We start from the raw sequence: 19708 nt of genomic DNA on the forward strand, positions 1-19708 counted from the left end.
AACTATTATTTTTTATAATATTTTCGATATTTAGGGTAGGTTATAACTCCTATTATTGAAATTGTTCCTAATGAGTACCAGATCCAGCTTAGTGAATGTGCTTCTCCGCTTGCGTATGAGTGTAGCCCTACTAAGTGAAAATTCACGCCATAATAGGTAAACAAAATAGATAGAAAGGCAAACATACTCATTAAATTAAAAAACCATTTTCCTCGTAAAGCAGGTACAAAACGAGCGTGAATTACAAAAGCGTAAACCATAATAGAAATCAATGCCCAGGTTTCTTTTGGATCCCAGCCCCAGTAACGTCCCCAGCTTTCGTTGGCCCATTGACCTCCCAGGAAGTTCCCTATCGATAGCATGATTAAACCAATTGTCAATGCCATTTCGTTGATATAAGTTATCTCTTTTATATTCAAGTCCATTTTGGTCTTGTTTTTCTCATTGGTAAAGAAAATCAATATTAGGGCTACAAAACCTAAAATCATTCCAAGTGCTGTAGGTCCGTAGCTTGCTACAATAACCGCAACGTGAATCATTAACCAATACGAATTCAGAACAGGCTGTAAATTTGCAATTTCAGGATCGACCCAGTTTAAATTTGCAGACCATAAAATCATGGCCGTTACAAAGGCTGCAGATGCGACAGTCAGTTTTGATTTTCGGTCGAAAGCCAATCCGAAGAACATTGTTGACCAAGCCACATATACAATCGCTTCATAAGCATTACTCCACGGCGCATGACCCGAAATGTACCAACGCGCAATTAATGCAAGAGTGTGGAGCGCAAATATTAATCCTATTAAAATGTGAAAACCATTTACTGTAATGCGTAAAAACTTTTTATCGAAGAAAATACTGAAAAGTGTAAAAATCAACATGAATATTCCGGAAAGCGAGTACCAATAAAACATTTTTGGCAAAATATTGTATTTGTTATAGGCGATTTCAAGATCAATTTTCTTTTCACTTGGACGTACTTTGCTTCCAAATTTCTTTTGAAAACCGTTTATACTTTCCACCAGGTCATCGGCAGTTTTAAAGTCTTTCGAAATAGAACCATTGTTTAAAGCATTAAAATACAAAGGAATTATTTGCTTTACATAGGTTTCGTCCATTCCTTTTAAACCTGCCTTACTAATTTCTAAATAAGAAATCCATTTGTTATTTGGATCATTCGGAATTGGAAAAATCCTCAAAATACTTCCGCTTAAAGCAGATTCCATCAGGTTTACTTTTTTATCCGTTTCGATAAAATCTTTTTCAAAACTATTTGGATTTGCTGCTTTGTAGGCTGCATCTAAATACGGCGAAAGCTTGTAATTTCCGTTTTCATCAAAAAACTTTACAAAAGGGGCTAACTTAGCTTTTCTGTCAATACCAATAATTTTACGAATACTGTCATCTTTTGTATTGATGTAAATAAGCGGAACCTGAATCCAAACCTGAGCATATTGTGTCATGGATAAAAATACCTGATCAGAATTCATTCCATTATAAGTATCGCTCTGACTTACTTTTCTCAACAATTCTGATGAAAAAGTATTGATAGGCTTCATTCTTCCTCCGGCATCCTGAATAATCAAACGGCCAAATTTAGCCGCATGAGCTTCCGGTGCTTTGTAAATATTCAGCAATGAATCTATTTGCTTTTGACTTGGCGGACGTGTTACATGATTGGCATGATCATTAGGCTCTTCGGTATGAGTATGGTCATGATTATGGCCTGGCGTATGCACATGAGGAGCCTGAGAAAAACCACTAAAACTTAACATTACAATCAAAATCGTAATTAATTTTGCTTTTTTCTCTTTTACTTTTTCAAGTTTACGCTTTAGATCTGTGAAACGGGAGCCTTTGGTAAACATAATCGCCATTAAACCAAAATACAACATAAAATATCCTAAATAAGTAATCGAAGTTCCCCAAAAATCATGATTTACAGATAATACAGTTCCTTTTTCATCCGGATCAAACGAAGACTGGAAAAATCTGTATCCTTTGTGATCTAAAACGTGATTCATATAAATTCTTGCATCAAATGTTTCTGAAGAATCCTGAACGGTAACTTTACTTTCAAAAGCCGAATAACTTTTCTCAGTTCCAGGATATTTAGTAGCTATAAAATCGTTTAATTTTACTTTAAAAGGCAAAACATATGCTTTGCTTCCGTAAAATAAACTGTATTCTATTTTTCCGATTTTAATGGTTTGCGGTTCTCCAACACTTCCCTTCGATCCTAACAAACGTACTTCTTTTTCCTGACCTTCCGCTTTTACTTTTACGATTAAAGCATCAGTGTGAGATTTAGCTTTGTAATCATTGTTTGATTCATAATCAACAACTCCTCTTAAGGCAGGATCCGGAAAAACAATTCGGATATCACCTATACTGTACAAAGAACGCATCATCAAAGGCTGTATGTTATCTTTGGTGACTTTTCCCTGAAATTTATCTGCCATTCGCATAAACTCCCCTTCGAAAGGCGTTTGGATCGTATATTTTTCGCCAGTTGTATTGATATTTATAGCACCATCAGTTGGTTTATTTAAAGCAAATAAAACATTGTGAATATTTTGAACTTCTCCTTCTTTCAGGAAATGTTCTTCACGACCACCTGCTCCGGCTTCAACTAATTTAATATATAAAGTTCCTTTTGGATCCGGTTTTATAGTTTCTTTTGCTCCCATGATGTACTTAACGTAGCTTACTTCGAAAGGAGTTTCGTCAAATTTACCCGAAAGTGTAAAATCATTATTGGTAACAGGTGACAATAAAAGGCTTCTTTCAAAAGTTCTGCGTTTCATTTCTCCCTTATATTCCCCATCTGCAAAAACGGTTAAGAATGTTTTATCAGAATAGATTTGATTTTCGGCTGCTCCTTCCCGTATAGGCATCATGCCTTCATAACTGATATAACGTGTAATAAAAGCGCCTAAAAGAATAAAAATAAAAGCAATGTGAAGTAATAATGTTGCCCATTTTTCTTTTTTCAATAGTTGATAACGTTTAATGTTTCCGAAGAAATTGATCATAAAAAAGACCATTATAGCCTCGAACCACCAGGTGTTATAAATTAAAATTCGGGCGGTATCCGTATTGTATTTACTTTCGATAAAAGTTCCAATACCCATTGCGATTGCAAATGTTAAAAAAAGAACGGCCATTAATCGTGTAGAAAACAAAAAAGAGAATATTTTTTTATCCATTTTTAAGGAAATTACAGTGTATAAAAGTGGCACAAAAGTACTTAAAAATGTTGAGTTCTAAGATTTGCGATTTGTTAATTAAAACCAAAAACAGCTACTTTTTTGACATGAAATATTTTAAAATCACAGCCTTAATTTTAGAAATCGATAAAACTAAAGCTTTTTCTCACACATCCATTTTTTGTTGCTTTTTTACTATCTGATGAACAGTGAAGTTTAACCCTTTTATTTTTGTTTAGTTCAGCAACATTGAACTGGTGGTAAAGAAATTCTGCTTCAAACAAATCAAAAGCAATTCTCTTTAAAAAAAATAATGCTAATTTTGCGATATGATTCGAATAACAATAATTGGTTCCGGGAATGTTGCGCAACATCTGATTAAAGCTTTTACTAAAAGTGAAGGAATAGAAATTGGACAAGTGTTTTCAAGAAAAAAAGAATCATTAACACATTTAATTGAATCAGATAAAATTGTAACTGATTTTTCAGATTTAAAAGAAGCCGATTTATATGTCATTTCTGTTACAGATGATGCCATTTCTGAAGTCTCAGCACAATTGCCTTTTCAAAATCAATTAGTTGTTCATACATCCGGAACTTCTTCGATTGCTGTTTTAAATCCGAAAAACCGAAAAGGCGTTTTTTATCCGTTACAAACTTTTTCCAAAAGCAAAGCAGTTGATTTTTCGATTATTCCAATTTGTCTGGAAGCTGAGAATGAAAGGGATTATAAAATTTTGGAAACAGTTGCTAACAGAATTTCGAACGCTGTTTTTTCAATCAGTTCAGAACAAAGAAAAGCATTACATGTTGCGGCAGTTTTTGTGAATAATTTTACAAATCACTTGTATCAAATCGGACAGGAAATCTGCAACGAACATCAAATGTCTTTTGAAATTTTAAAACCTCTGATTCAGGAAACTGCTGATAAAATAAAGACCTTAAATCCGATTGATGTACAAACTGGTCCTGCAAAACGTAATGATTTCGGTACGATTGAAGCACATTTGAATTATTTAACAAATGAAAATCAAAAAAATATCTATAAAATCCTAACGCAATCTATACAGCATAATGGCAAAACACTTTAAAGAAATAATGAATGACATCACTACGTTTGTTTTTGATGTTGACGGCGTACTTACAGACAGTTCTGTTTTTGTAACTAACGAAGGAGAAATGCTTCGTACAATGAACATTCGTGATGGTTATGCCATGAAAGCAGCTGTTGAAAGTGGTTTTAAGGTATGTATTATTTCTGGCGGAAGCAACGAGGGGGTTCGTATAAGATTACGTAATTTAGGAATTAGTGATATTCATTTAGGAACGCCGGACAAAGTTAAAACTTTTAAGGAATATACTGAAACCTACAATATAAAACCTGAAAATGTATTGTACATGGGTGATGATATTCCTGATTTTCACGTTATGAAATTGGTAGGTCTGCCAACCTGCCCGCAGGATGCAAGTCCTGAAATTAAAAATATTTGCCGATATATTTCGCATGTTAAAGGCGGAAGAGGAGCTGTACGTGACGTGATCGAACAAGTTATGAAAGTGCAGGGGAAATGGATGGAATATTTTAACGGACAACACGATTAATAATTGTTAATTATGAATTGTTAATGATTCTCTTTATAATGAAACCTCAAAATCTTAGCTAAAAAAAACAGGACATTTTTAAAATGAAATACCTCAAACTTATTCGTTATCAAAACTTACTAATGCTTGCTTTTATGCAGGTTTTATTCCGCTATGCCTTTTTAAAAGAACAGGATATCCCTTTGGCATTAGCTGAATGGCAATATGGTTTATTGGTTTTAAGCACCGTTTTAATTGCTGCTGCCGGTTATGTAATCAATAATATTTTTGATGTTGAAACTGACAGCATTAACAAGCCAAATGATGTTGTAATAGGAAAAGAAATCTCAGAAACACAGGGCTATAATATTTATATTACATTGAATATTACAGGTGTTGCAATTGGTTTTTATCTGTCAAATGTTATCCAGCGACCCAATTTTGTTGTGATTTTTATTTTAATTGCCTCCTTATTATATTTTTATTCCACTACTATAAAAAAAATAATGATTTTAGGAAATTTAGTTGTTGCTTTTATATTAGCATTAAGTGTTATTATTATTGGCGTTTTTGATATTTTTCCTGCTACCGATTCCAGTAATCAGAGTCAAATGGCTAGTTTATTCTCAATTTTAACTGATTATGCTCTATTCGCCTTTATGATTAATTTTATAAGGGAAATAGTGAAGGATATTGAAGATGTTAACGGAGATTACAATCAGGGGATGAATACTCTGCCAATTGTTATTGGTATTGAGAGAACTGCAAAAATTGTTACCGTTATTTCAATCATTCCTTTGATTTTACTATCGCTTTACATTAAAAACTACTTTGTTGAAAATGGTCTTTTTTTAGCTACTTTATACGCATTTATATTAGTACTTGCCCCTCTTCTTTACTTTGTTATTAAAATATTTACCGCTAAATCAAAAAAAGAATTTCACCATTTAAGCAATGTCCTTAAATTAATATTACTTTTTGGAATTTTATCAATCGTTGTTATCACCTTAAATATTCATTACAATGCTTAAAGAAAAACTAAAAAAGCATACCTTAATATTGGCGTCAGGTTCACCAAGAAGACAGCAATTTTTTAAAGATCTGGATTTAGACTTCGAAATTAGATTAAAAGATATTGAAGAAATATATCCTCCAGAATTAAAAGCAGTTGAGATTACTGATTTTTTAGCGCTTTTAAAAGCGAATGCCTTTGAAGGAGAATTAAAAGAAAATGAAATTTTAGTCACCAGCGACACCATTGTCTGGCACCGAAATAAAGCATTGGGTAAACCTAAAAATGCTGAGGAAGCTTTTGAGATGCTAAAATCAATGTCGGGTACAACGCATGAAGTAATTACTTCAGTTTGTTTTAAGACGAGCTCTGCTTCCACTCTTTTAAACGATATTACAAAAGTGACTTTTAATGATTTATCAGATGAAGCTATTTTATATTATATCGAAAACTATAAACCTTATGACAAAGCTGGTGCTTACGGCATACAGGAATGGTTTGGTTTTATGGCTGTTGCAAAAATAGAAGGTTCTTATACCAATGTTATGGGGTTGCCAACTGCAAAAGTTTACGAATATTTGAGTATATTAGAGTAAAATTTAATTTATGTTTTCTTTCAAAGAATATAGCCAGGAAATTTTAACTACAATAATTCTAATCTTAACTTTAATAGCTTTAAGAGTCATAATTGCAAAATTGATTCGACGTTATGCCAATACAAGTCAATTATTGGAACATCGAACTAATTTGGTTATAAAGTATATTCATTTATTAATGAATATACTGATTACCATAAGCTTAATAATTATATGGGGTGTTGATACGAAGGATATTTTTATAACTATTTCGTCAATAGCTACTGTAATTGGTGTTGCGATGTTTGCCCAATGGTCTATTTTAAGCAATATCACTTCTGGAATGATTCTATTTTTTTCATTTCCCTTCCGAATTGGTGATACTATAAAAATCCATGACAAAGATTTTCCTATTGAAGCAGAAATTGAAGATATTAGTGCTTTTCATGTGAATTTAAAAACCAAAGAAGGCGAGAAAATTGTCTTCCCAAATAATCTTTTACTGCAAAAAGGAATTTCGATAATGCCTTCACAATACGAACATAAAGAGTTTTTTGATTAAACTATAATGGGAATTTTATAAACTATATATTAAAAGCTAAAACAATATAAACTAAATAAAATTTAATATTTGTTTAGCCTAATTTAGTTTAAAATCCAAAAAATGAATCAACCTGTAGTACTGCCTTTTTATGCCAAATTTACATTTATACTACTAAGTCTAATTTGTATTGGTACAATATCTTATATTGGAAGTGATATAATTACACCTGTATTGCTTGCATTTTTATTTACTGTTTTACTGATTCCTTTACATAGTTTATTGCATATAAAACTAAGTTTCCCTAACTATCTTGCCTCATTTATAACGGTATTAATTTTTGTGCTTTTTATAGCAGCAATTTTAGCGTTTATTTCTTATCAGGTAACAGATATTGCTAATGATTTTGATATCATTAAAAAAAATGCAATTTCATTTTTTAACAATGTACAGTCTTACATTAATGAAAAATTTCAAATAAGTATTTGGGAACAAAAAAAATATATAGAAAAAGTAACTAAAGATTCTGTACAAAATGGAACTGGAACAATAGGAACTGCTATAGGATCATTGAGTGATGTATTATTTGATAGTATGCTTGTGATTGTTTACACCTTTCTGTTTCTTTTATACAAAACCCACTTTATTCTGTTTTTAGCAAAATTATTCAATAAAGATGAACATGCAAGATTAAGGGAAATCATTACCCAAATAAAAATTTCTATAAATAATTATATACTGGGACTTATATTTGAAATGTTTGTAGTTTCAATTTTAACAGGATTGGGCTTATGGATCATAGGAGTTAAATATTTTATTCTGCTCGGACTTATTACCGGAATATTAAATTTAATTCCATATATAGGAATTATGATTGCAGGTGTTTTAACGATCCTATCTTCACTTACAGGAACACCTGAAGTATCAATAGTCATAGGTATTCTAGTTGTGAATATTATTGTACAATTTATTGATAATAATATACTTGTACCTTTAATTATCAATTCAAAGGTTGAGATTAACGCTCTGGTTTCAATAATAGGAATCATTATTGGTGGAGCCGTTGCCGGAATTTCAGGAATGTTTTTAGCTATACCATTATTAGCTATTTTAAAAATCATTTTTGATCGAATCGAATCTTTAGAACCCTGGGGCTACGTTATGGGCAATCACATGCCAAAAAAATTTACGTGGAGAATTAGAAAATTAAAAACTGAAAACTAAAATTGTTTTTAATCTTAATTACATTATTACAAATTATAAAAATCACCAATTATTTAAGCTAACTTTATTAGCATGTTTCGAAACTTTATAAAAATAGTTTTACTTTTTCTTTTTCTTTGGAATTTCTCCCAAAGCGCATTTTCACAAGAAAAAGAAACTAAAAAAGACAGTGTCGAAAAATATAATAAAATTAAAGAGCTTTCAAAAAAAAGTAAATTCACAAAATTTTTAAATAAGATAATTTTCAAGCCAGCAAAAATTAAAAAGAAAAATGAAACTTTAGTTGAAAAAGAACATCTACCAAATATTGATGGCAAAATTATTCGCAATATAAGAATTATTACTTTAGACCCTTTTGGACGCTCTGATACCGATTCTACTATGGTCCCGAAAAACTGGGGAGAAAGAACCGGAAATAAATTACACCTAAAAACCAAAAAGTTTGCCATACAGAATTTATTGCTTTTCAGAAAAAATTCATTATATGACAGTTATAAAATAGAAGAAACAGAACGTATTATACGATCACAAAGATTTGTAAACAAAGTAACCATATCCGAAGAATTAGTTGAAACAAGCAATGATTCTATTGATATTACTGTGCGTGTTCTGGATGCCTGGAGTTTGACCCCTAAATTTTCGATATCGAGTTCCCGTGTAGGAGTTGGATTTAATGATCGTAATATTGTAGGTACTGGTCAACAGCTTGAATATAAATTTACCAACCGATTTGAAGATGGACACAATGCACATAATGCTTTATACACTATACCGAACATAAAAAACACATTCATTACTACCAAATTCAAATATTACAATGATATTGATGATAACTATATTAAAAGCATTTCTATCGAACGTCCTTTTTACTCTCCTTTAACCAAATGGGCTGGCGGTATACTCTTAGGACAAGAATTTAGACAAGACACATTACAGGATGCAACTTTAAAATATGAATACCAGCCTTTTAAGTACAACTCTCATGATTTCTGGGTTGCGAAAGCTTTTGATATAAGTGGTGCAAATACAAAAAAAGAGAAAACTACTAATTTTATTGTGTCCGGACGTTTTTTAGACATCGATTATACTGAACAACCCACCATAGCATTTGATACCATCAATTTTTTTTCAGATGAAAAGCAAATTTTAATGGGTTTTGGAGTCAATACAAGAGAATTCGTAAAAGACAATTATATTTTTAGAAATGGATACACCGAAGATGTTCCGATTGGTAGAATTTATGGAATAACAGCCGGGTATCAGTATAAAAATAAAATATGGCGACCATACATTGGAGCTCAGGCATCTTTTGGAGATTATTACAAATGGGGGTTCTTGAGTACTAACTTTGAAATTGGTTCTTTTTTTCATCAAGCCAAAACCTACCAGACTTCCATTTTAGTTAAAGCCAACTATTTTACAAATTTATTGACTTTAGGAAATTGGAAATTGCGACAATTCATTAAACCTGAAATGATTATTGGAATTAACAGGGCTGGTTCTATAGCAGATCAGCTTACAATAAATGAAAATTATGGAATTCCGGGATTTAATGCAGCACATTACGGCAAAAGCAAAATGATACTAACATTACAAACCCAAACATATGCACCTGAAGAGGTTTTGGGTTTCAGGTTGAATCCTTATTTTAATTATTCTATTGCTGTATTAGGAAACAGTACTTCAGGTTTGCTTCAAAATAAATATTATTCAAAAATCAGCTTAGGGGTTTTAATAAGTAACGATTATCTGGTTTTTAGTGCCTTTCAACTTTCAATTTCGTATTATCCCAGTATCCCCTTCCAAGGTGAAAGTCTCTTTAAAACAAATACTTTTGAAACTCAGGATATCGGTCTTCAGTCATTTGAATTAGGAAAACCTAGAATTGTAGAATATAAATGATCTCCTTTTTTCATTTAAAATGAATTTTTATTCTGCACACAATACTTTTATAATTATTTCACAATCAACAATATTCAAAAATATTATTTGATTTTTTACACCCTTAAAAACATTTTTTAAAGCAAAATTTATTTTCGGATATTTTTTTGGCATAGTATATGAATATCCGGATATATACTAACATTAAAAAAATATTAAAGATGAAAACAATAAAAATAGCAATCGTTGGATTATTTCTAATCGTTGCAAATGCCACACAAGCTCAGGTATCTGTAAATGTAAATATTGGAACTCCTCCTGTTTGGGGACCTGTAGGATATACTAATATGGAATATTATTATTTGCCTGATATCCAATCTTATTATGATGTTAGAGCCTCACAATTTATTTATTTTGGTGGTGGAAGATGGGTTAGATCAAGTCGTTTACCAAGACAATACAGAAACTATGATTTGTATTCAGGTTATAAAGTTGTATTGAATGATTATCATGGAAGAACACCATATGTATACTATGACAGACACAGAGCTACATATTATAAAGGATATCATGGTGCGCCTCAAAAACCTTTTAGACCAAGAGATAATCATCATAATGACAATCGCGGACACCATGATAAACATTATGGATACAATGACAAAAGCCATAATAAAAAAAATGACCATCATAATTCACACGGTCACGGAAAACATTAATTTTATCAAAATTTTACCCACAAAGAGAGATCTGTTTATAGCATCTCTCTTTTTTTTTCTAATTCTCAGATATTAAATGTTAAAATCACAGATGGTAAAAGAATAAAATGATGATACTTAAATTTTTAGTTAAAATAATGATAATCAGATACAATACTGAAATAATTATATACTTTTGCACCCTCATTTAAACAAAAGAGATTTTATGAAGAAGAATATCAGCTTACTAGCTTTTTTTACTATTTTACTTTTTGTATCGTGTGATAAAAATGATGATTCAACCGATAATCAATCACAGACTAACGATAAAATTGAAATAAATAATGATTTGATCTCCCTAAGCAAACGATTAGATTATACTAATTCAGGAGTGCTTACTATTAATTCTTCATCAACAAAAAAAGCAACAGCAAATACAAGTGATTTTCCACTTGTTCAAATTGCAGAAATTAATCCGCCTGTTGATGGAAACGGAAGAAAACTACAAGCAAATCATGTAGCAGTAAACGGAAACTACGCTTATGTAGCTTACACTATGATTGGTGATGCTTACTCTGGTGCAATTGATGTTATCGATATTACCGATCCATACAAACCAAAATTGTTAACTTCTGCATTAATTGCAAATACAGATATTACTTCATTGGTATATTCTAATGGGAATTTAATTATAGCAGGTGCTACAGATGTAGATAAAAACAGCACCTTATCACAACCTTCAATTGTAATTAACATGCAATTGAGTTCAGGCTTACTTACTGATAAATATACTACAAACGCACTTGAAGGAAAAGTAACTACTGATGTTATAGCAAATTCTACTTCTTATTTTGCAACAACAGGAAATCAGGGAAGCTTATACAAAATTAATAATAGTTCTAAACAAATTAGCGGAAAAATTTCTATAGAAGATTTGCGCTCATTAGCTATAAATGGTGATAAAATAATTACTTTAAGTGGAACAAAAGGTATAAACATTTACAATGAATCTACTTTAAATTTACAAAAGACTTTCAATACTTCTGCTGATGTAAGCGGAGCAAAAAGAACAATAGATTTTGACGGACAAAAATTATTAGTTTCTGAAGGTTACAATGGCCTAGGAATATACGATATCAATAGTGGTTCAAAATTACAAACTATTGAAGTAATGAATCCAGGAGAAGATAATGTTACAAATGCTGTTTCTGTAAATGATGGATATGCTTTTGTAGCTAATGGGGCTGCAGGCTTAAATGTTTACAAATCAGGAGCACAACTTACTTTATTAGGAACAGTTGATATAGCAGGTTCTTCAAACTATGTAAAATCAAGTGGTGATTTTATTTATGTTGCCAGTGGAAAAGGCGGCTTAAAGATTATTAAAAAAGAGAAGGAAAACACAACTTTTACAAGCTGTGAACAATATTCAACGTATAATCAGGGTAAAGATTTAATTTTAAATTCGAATGAAGTTAAATCTTTTTCAGGATCAACAGCAATTAATTCTGCTATAATTAATTCAGGTGGATTATTGACACATTGCGGCGCCATAACAATTCAAAATAACCTGATATTAAATAGCGGCGGTACTTTTAATATGAGAGGTACATTAGCTCAGGGAAAATACCAACAAGCTAATCCAACAGAACTTATAATTAATAGCAATGCTTTTTTGCAAATTGAAGGATCTGTTGTTATTTGGGGAGATTTAAGACTTAACAGTGGTGCAAAAATTAATTTTATTGGAAACAATTCTTCCATAACTATTTATGGAAAAGTAACCAAAAATAGCAATGTAACAATTACTGGTAATTATACTGATACCGAAAACAAATTGAAGTAAATAAATATCTTTTTTATTTAAAGAATAAATATTACAGTTTTAAAAAAAAGTGTCCTACCTTTTTTTAACATAATTAAAATCTAACAAAATAATCATAAAGTCTTGTCTTAACATAAGTTCGTTTTTACTTAACTGTAGTGAGACACTATCACTGTAAAACATTGAAGTAAGTCTGTTTCTTTCATTGAGAAAAAACAAATTTATTAATGCATTTAAGGCATAAAAAAAACCGTCAAAAATGATTTAGACGGTTTTTTTAGATTTAATTTTATACTTGTTTTACTACATTGTAGCTTTTAGTGCTTTTGCTTCAGCAGTCATTTCAAGTGCTTTATAAACACCTAATAAAGTTTTAGAAACATCCTCATTTTTAGGATCTAACTCATTTGCTTTTTTAAGATAAGGAATAACACTTTTAAAAACATTTTCTCTTTGCACTTTAAGCACATCATAACGTTTCATATCTTTATCAGATGTACCCAATTTATTCATTTCATCAATGATTGGTTTCTCTGCCTCTAATTTTAATGCAGCAAGATTAAGATAAGCATTCGTGTAATTAGGATCGATTTCAATTACTTTTAAATAATATTTTTCAGCATCTGCAGTATTTTTAGCATTATTACTAATTACTCCAAGATTGAAAATTAATTCTTTATTATTTGGATCTTTTTGCAAAGCTTCTCCAACTAATTTTTTATAAGTATCATAATCTTTAGTTTCTAAATATAAGTTAGCTTCAGAAAGAATTAAAGATGAATCTTCAGGATTTGCCTTTCTGGCATCAGCAATAGCTTTTTTAGCATCTTCAGTTCTTCCTTTCTGAACTAAGATTAAAGCATAATTCTTATAAACCTCACCTCTCTTAGAAGGAATAGGTTCTGTTTTAGGTTTTTCGTGAGTTCCTAATTTCACAGCCATATCCCTCTCATTTGCAGTATTAAACCCATCTTCATTATCTGTAGCTTTATTTACAGCAGTATAACTGGTTCCTTTTCCTGAATAGTTTAATTTTTTCAACTCCTCATACATTGGTAAAGCTGCATCATAATCCTGAGCGTTTACATATGTTGAAGCTGCGTAATACAAATTGATAGTATCTTTTTTATCTAATAAATAAGCTTCGTATAATTTTTTTGCCCCTTCTGCTGATTTGTTTGACTGAGTATCAGCAATAGCAGAATTAATCAACAAACCTTTAATTTGTGTAATTGAAGTTGCAGCCTGAGTAGAATATTTCTGTTTTCCAGAAGCTTTTTCAACCTCAATTAATTTTTTGAAACTGTCAGCTGCTGCGCTTAAATTTTTGCTTTCTTCAACTTTTTTATTAGCAAGGTCTAAATAAGCATTTCCTTGTACAAAATAGTACTGAGATTGTTCAGTATCTTTTGCATTCACTATTAGGTTCTCTGCATCTTTTAATTGTGCAAGGGCTCCTTGTGCATCACCGCTTTTTAATGCTTTTTCGGCACTTTTAATTTGATCTTTTTGAGCAAAAGTAGCTACCGAAATCAATAATGCTGATGCAAGTATTACATATTTACTTTTCATAATATTCAATTTGTATATTTAATTTTAATTTTTTTAGTATCCCTCTATTCTTCAGATTCTTCTTCCTCAGAATTGTCTTCATCTTCGACTTCTTCTTCAGAATCATCGTCTTCATCATCGTCTTCTACAACACCTTCATCTTCAAGAACTTCTAAATCCGGTTTAACTCTTTCGATAGCTGATTCAATAACATTACCATCTTCATCGACAATAACTTCTGCAACATCATCTTTCATAACTTTTGTAACTGCTGCAATCGAATCTTTACCTTTTAAGTTAATTAATCGAACTCCTTGCGTAGCACGTCCCATTACACGTAAATCTTCAATTGCCATTCTGATAGTTAATCCAGACTTGTTAATAATCATCAGATCATCTGCATCTGTTACTGCATTTATCGAAATTAATTTTCCAGTTTTTTCAGTAATATTAAGTGTTTTTACTCCTTTTCCACCACGGTTTGTAATTCTGTAAACATCTTCACCATCTTCGTCAACTAATTTGGTACGTTTACCGTATCCATTTTCAGTAACTACTAAAATTTGCGAATCGTTGATGTCGTTTTTATCAACAGTAACCATTCCAATTACTTCATCAGTATCATCTTTTAAAGTAATCCCTCTAACTCCTGACGCTGTTCTTCCCATTGGACGTGTTTTGGTTTCTTCAAAACGAACTAATTTCCCAGATTTAACAGCCAGAATAATTTGGCTTTCTCCGTTTGTTAATTTAGCTTCCAATAATTCATCACCATCTTTAATAGTAATAGCTGCCACACCATTGACTCTTGGTTTAGAATATTTCTCTAAAGAAGTTTTCTTAACCTGACCTTTTTTGGTAACCATTACAAGATTATGACTATTGATATAATCTTTATCTTTTAAGTCTTGTGTGCAAATAAAAGCTTTTACTTTATCATCACTCTCAATGTTCACTAAGTTTTGAATGGCTCTGCCTTTTGCCGTTTTGCTTCCTTCCGGAATTTCGTAAACACGCATCCAGAAACATTTTCCTTTTTGTGTAAAGAACATCATATATTGATGATTAGTAGCAACATACATATGTTCTAAGAAATCCTGATCTCTTGTACCTGCACTTTTTTGTCCTACTCCTCCTCTATTTTGAGTTTTGTATTCAGTTAAATTGGTACGTTTGATGTAACCAGCATGAGAAATTGTAATTACTACATTTTCATCAGCAATTAAGTCTTCAATACTTACATCTCCGCCAGAATATTCAATTTGAGAACGACGTTCGTCACCATATTTATCACGTATTTCAGCAAGTTCTTCCTTAATTAAATTGGTTCTTAAATTAACATCTGCCAATAAAGCTTTCAAGTGCTCAATTAATTTCATCAACTCCTCATATTCAGCTCTTAATTTGTCCTGCTCCAATCCGGTTAACTGACGTAGACGCATTTCAACAATGGCACGAGCCTGAATATCCGATAATTTAAATCTTTCAATTAATTTCTCACGAGCTTCTTCAGTATTTTTCGAACCTCTGATTAACGCAATTACTTCATCAATATTGTCTGAAGCAATAATTAATCCTTCTAAAATATGTGCTCTTTCTTCTGCTTTACGTAATTCAAACTGCGTTCTGCGAACCACAACATCATGACGATGCTCAATAAAATAATGAATCATATCTTTCAGATTCAGCATTTGTGGACGGCCTTTTACTAATGCAATATTGTTTACACTAAATGATGATTGTAATTGTGTAAACTTATATAAAGTATTTAAAACTACGTTTGGAGTTGCATCACGCTTTAAGATATAAACGATACGCATACCATTTCTATCAGACTCATCGCGAATATTAGCGATACCTTCAATTTTCTTTTCATTAACGAGATCCGCTGTACGTTTAATCATATCAGCTTTATTAACCTGATATGGAATTTCAGTAACAATGATTGATTCTCTTCCGTCAACTTCTTCAAAACCAACTTTAGCACGCATTACTATACGTCCTCTACCGGTTTTAAACGCTTCGCGAACACCTTCATAACCATATATAATACCTCCTGTTGGAAAATCCGGAGCTTTAATATGTGTCATTAATTCGTCTACTTCAATATCGTTATTATCCAGATATGCCAATGTACCATTGATAACTTCAGTTAAATTGTGTGGAGGCATATTGGTAGCCATACCAACCGCAATACCTGTTGCCCCGTTCACTAATAAGGTAGGAACTCTTGTTGGCATTACTTTTGGCTCATATAACGTATCGTCAAAGTTCAATTGAAAATCAACAGTTTCTTTTTCGATATCGGCCATGATTTCTTCCGAAATCTTTTTCATTCTAGCCTCAGTATAACGCATTGCTGCAGGGCTATCTCCATCAACAGAACCAAAGTTACCTTGTCCGTCAACTAATAAATAACGCATACTCCACTCTTGAGCCATACGAACCATAGCATCGTAAACTGAAGTATCTCCGTGAGGGTGATACTTTCCAAGAACTTCCCCGACAATTCTTGCAGATTTTTTGTGGGCAGATCGAGAATTAACTCCCAAATCATACATTCCATAAAGTACTCTTCGGTGTACTGGTTTCAAGCCATCTCTAACATCAGGAAGTGCTCTGGATACAATTACCGACATCGAATAATCGATGTAAGCTGATTTCATTTCATCTTCGATGTTAATAGGAATTAACTTTTCTCCTTCAGACATAAATTGTTATATTAAATAATTATATTAATTTTCAAAGCGTGCCAAGATACGTTTTTTTCAAATTTTTATAACTATTTTCACACACTTATTTCAATGATTTATTAACAACTTTATTTTGCCATTTAGTTAATAAATTAAGCGTTTTTTAACTCTTTTATTGTTATTTTTTTTGTCTATTAGCTGACAGGAGATCTCAAAGGGTATGGTTTTTGTTTTTCAAAAACTAAATCATTAAATTTACAATACCAATTATATATTATGGATGATAATTTTTCACCAAGAGTAAAAGATGTTATTACATACAGTAAAGAAGAAGCCCTTCGTTTAGGACACGACTTTATTGGTACTGAACATCTCATGCTGGGCATTTTAAGAGATGGTAACGGAAAAGCTATTCATATACTTAATAACCTTGCAGTCGATTTAGATCATTTACGCAGGAAAGTAGAAATACTGAGTCCAGCCAACCAGAGTGTTGAAGTAAATGCTGAAAAGAAAAACCTTCATCTTACCCGACAGGCGGAAAGAGCACTGAAGACCACTTTTCTGGAAGCAAAAGTATTTCAAAGCTCGTCCATTAGCACGGCGCACCTGCTTTTATGCATTTTACGAAACGAAAACGATCCAACAACCAAGCTATTGAATAAATTAAAAATAGATTATGACATAGCTAAAGAACAATATTTAAACATGACTCCAAACGAAGAAGAATTCTTAGAAAACTTGCCAAGAAACGAATCTTACAATGATGATTCAGGACAAGATGACAGTCTTAAAGAAAGCAGTTTTAACAATCCGGCCAATAAGTCAAACAAAAAATCTAAGACTCCGGTCTTAGATAATTTTGGGAGAGATTTAACAGAAATGGCCGAAGAAGGAAAATTGGACCCGGTAGTAGGACGAGAAAAAGAAATTGAACGTGTTTCTCAAATCCTAAGCCGTAGAAAAAAGAATAATCCCCTTCTTATTGGCGAACCTGGAGTTGGTAAATCTGCCATAGCAGAAGGACTTGCTTTGCGTATTATCCAAAAGAAAGTGTCCCGTATTCTTTTCCATAAACGTGTGGTAACTCTAGATCTAGCCAGTTTAGTAGCCGGAACAAAATACCGCGGTCAGTTTGAGGAAAGAATGAAAGCCGTAATGAACGAACTTGAGAAGAATGATGACATTATTCTTTTCATTGATGAAATTCACACTATTGTAGGTGCTGGCGGAGCAACTGGATCTCTTGATGCTTCAAATATGTTTAAACCTGCATTAGCAAGAGGAGAAATTCAATGTATTGGCGCTACAACTCTTGATGAGTACAGACAATATATTGAGAAAGACGGTGCTCTTGAAAGACGTTTTCAAAAAGTAATTGTGGAACCAACATCTGTTGAGGAAACGATTGCCATTTTAAATAACATCAAAGACAAATACGAAGATCACCACAATGTAACTTATACTCAGGAAGCAATTGAAGCCTGTGTTAAATTGACAAACAGATATATGTCTGAACGTTTTTTACCGGACAAAGCTATTGATGCCCTTGACGAAGCAGGTTCTCGCGTACACATAACTAACATTGATGTTCCTAAACAAATTTTAGATCTAGAACGTCAGTTAGAAGAAGTACGTGAAAACAAAAATATGGTTGTTAAAAAACAAAAATATGAAGAAGCAGCCAAACTTCGTGATGATGAAAAACGTATAGAAAAAGATCTGGCTGTTGCACAAGAACAATGGGAAGAAGATTCTAAAAGCAACCGAATTGAAGTTACAGAAGATAATGTGGCCGATGTTGTTTCGATGATGACAGGAATTCCTGTAAACCGTATTGCACAGACAGAAAGCAACAAATTAGCCAAATTACCTGAATTAATTCAGCACAAAGTAATTGGTCAAAACGATGCGGTTTTAAAAATAGCACGTTCTATTCAGCGTAACAGAGCCGGACTTAAAGATCCTAATAAACCAATTGGTTCCTTTATTTTCTTAGGTCAGACTGGAGTTGGTAAAACACAATTAGCAAAAGTTTTAGCAAAAGAATTATTTGATTCTGAAGATGCATTAGTTCGTATCGATATGAGTGAATATATGGAAAAATTTGCTATCTCTCGTTTAGTTGGAGCGCCCCCGGGATATGTTGGCTATGAAGAAGGAGGTCAATTGACTGAAAAAGTTCGCAGAAAACCATATTGTGTTGTGCTTTTGGATGAGATCGAAAAAGCACATCCTGATGTATTTAATATGATGCTTCAAGTGTTAGATGATGGATATTTGACAGATAGTTTAGGTCGTAAAATTGACTTCAAAAACACCATCATTATCATGACTTCAAATGTTGGAGCGCGTCAATTAAAAGATTTTGGACAAGGCGTAGGTTTCGGAACTGCTGCAAAGGTGGCTCAGGCCGATGAAAATTCAAAAAGTATTATAGAAAATGCATTGAAAAAAACTTTTGCTCCTGAATTCTTAAACAGAATTGATGATGTAATCGTATTTAATGCGTTAGAAAAACATGATATCGATTTGATTATCGAAATTGAGCTTAAAAAGCTTTATGCACGTATTTCTGAACTTGGATACAATTTAAGTCTTACTGATAAAGCAAAAGCATTTATTGCCGAGAAAGGCTTTGATAGACAATTTGGGGCAAGACCTCTAAAAAGAGCAATTCAGAAATATGTAGAGGATTTGTTAGCGGAAGAAATCATAACTTCAAAAATACATTCAGGTGATGAGATAATGATGGATTTAAAAGATGATTCTCAAGAACTTTCAGTAGAAATCCACAAAGCTGAAGAACCGAAAAATCAATAATTATTTAAATTTATAACAAATTTAATTTACCCGTTACGTTTTCATAACGTAGCGGGTATTTTTTTTAGATAATTTACTATCTTTAGTAAAACCAAATA

General features: G+C 32.0%; 13 protein-coding genes. 10 read left to right on the forward strand and 3 right to left on the reverse strand.

Going from position 1 to position 19708, the window contains the following annotated elements:
- Positions 1 to 5: 5 nt before the first annotated feature.
- Complete coding sequence (gene ccsA, locus ACEN2I_RS07040) at positions 6 to 3209, reverse strand: cytochrome c biogenesis protein CcsA (protein WP_441765387.1); 3204 nt, start codon at positions 3207 to 3209, stop codon at positions 6 to 8.
- Between the two features lie 329 nt (positions 3210 to 3538).
- On the opposite strand from ccsA, the gene ACEN2I_RS07045 reads away from it, so the two are divergent.
- The 9 genes from ACEN2I_RS07045 to ACEN2I_RS07085 all read left to right on the forward strand — a co-directional run bounded on the left by ACEN2I_RS07045 (position 3539) and on the right by ACEN2I_RS07085 (position 12564).
- On the forward strand, positions 3539 to 4300 hold the full coding sequence (locus tag ACEN2I_RS07045) for a Rossmann-like and DUF2520 domain-containing protein (protein ID WP_441765388.1): 762 nt from the start codon (positions 3539 to 3541) through the stop codon (positions 4298 to 4300).
- A complete protein-coding gene (locus ACEN2I_RS07050; RefSeq protein ID WP_441765389.1) occupies positions 4284 to 4811 on the forward strand; it encodes a KdsC family phosphatase in 528 nt (175 codons plus the stop codon). Before ACEN2I_RS07045 ends, ACEN2I_RS07050 begins: the two co-directional genes overlap by 17 nt.
- An 83-nt stretch (positions 4812 to 4894) precedes the next feature.
- Complete coding sequence (locus ACEN2I_RS07055; RefSeq protein WP_441765390.1) at positions 4895 to 5821, forward strand: geranylgeranylglycerol-phosphate geranylgeranyltransferase; 927 nt, start codon at positions 4895 to 4897, stop codon at positions 5819 to 5821.
- Complete coding sequence (locus ACEN2I_RS07060) at positions 5814 to 6398, forward strand: Maf-like protein (protein WP_441765391.1); 585 nt, start codon at positions 5814 to 5816, stop codon at positions 6396 to 6398. The genes ACEN2I_RS07055 and ACEN2I_RS07060 overlap by 8 nt, the downstream gene beginning before the upstream one ends.
- A 10-nt stretch (positions 6399 to 6408) precedes the next feature.
- Complete coding sequence (locus ACEN2I_RS07065) at positions 6409 to 6939, forward strand: mechanosensitive ion channel domain-containing protein (protein ID WP_441765392.1); 531 nt, start codon at positions 6409 to 6411, stop codon at positions 6937 to 6939.
- A 102-nt stretch (positions 6940 to 7041) separates the two neighbouring features.
- Positions 7042 to 8142, forward strand: coding sequence for an AI-2E family transporter (locus tag ACEN2I_RS07070; RefSeq protein WP_441765393.1), 1101 nt, complete (start codon positions 7042 to 7044; stop codon positions 8140 to 8142).
- Between the two features lie 72 nt (positions 8143 to 8214).
- Positions 8215 to 10044, forward strand: coding sequence for a hypothetical protein (locus ACEN2I_RS07075; RefSeq protein WP_441765394.1), 1830 nt, complete (start codon positions 8215 to 8217; stop codon positions 10042 to 10044).
- A 200-nt stretch (positions 10045 to 10244) separates the two neighbouring features.
- Positions 10245 to 10739, forward strand: a complete 495-nt coding sequence (locus ACEN2I_RS07080; RefSeq protein ID WP_441765395.1) for a hypothetical protein — start codon at positions 10245 to 10247, stop codon at positions 10737 to 10739.
- 205 nt (positions 10740 to 10944) lie between these two features.
- Complete coding sequence (locus tag ACEN2I_RS07085) at positions 10945 to 12564, forward strand: hypothetical protein (protein WP_441765396.1); 1620 nt, start codon at positions 10945 to 10947, stop codon at positions 12562 to 12564.
- Positions 12565 to 12846: 282 nt separating this feature from the next.
- Here ACEN2I_RS07085 and ACEN2I_RS07090 read toward each other — a convergent pair whose 3' ends face one another.
- Positions 12847 to 14115, reverse strand: a complete 1269-nt coding sequence (locus ACEN2I_RS07090; protein ID WP_441765397.1) for a tetratricopeptide repeat protein — start codon at positions 14113 to 14115, stop codon at positions 12847 to 12849.
- A 44-nt stretch (positions 14116 to 14159) separates the two neighbouring features.
- Positions 14160 to 16805 carry a DNA gyrase subunit A gene (gene gyrA / locus ACEN2I_RS07095; protein ID WP_441765398.1) on the reverse strand — a complete coding sequence of 882 codons (2646 nt, stop codon included), beginning with the start codon at positions 16803 to 16805 and terminating at the stop codon, positions 14160 to 14162.
- Positions 16806 to 17063: 258 nt separating this feature from the next.
- Between gyrA and ACEN2I_RS07100 the strand changes: the two genes are divergently transcribed.
- Positions 17064 to 19610: an ATP-dependent Clp protease ATP-binding subunit gene (locus tag ACEN2I_RS07100; protein WP_441765399.1), complete on the forward strand. Its 2547-nt coding sequence runs from the start codon at positions 17064 to 17066 to the stop codon at positions 19608 to 19610.
- Positions 19611 to 19708 lie beyond the last annotated feature (98 nt).

Source organism: Flavobacterium sp. W22_SRS_FK3 (assembly GCF_052113665.1).
Classification (GTDB): Bacteria; Bacteroidota; Bacteroidia; order Flavobacteriales; family Flavobacteriaceae; genus Flavobacterium.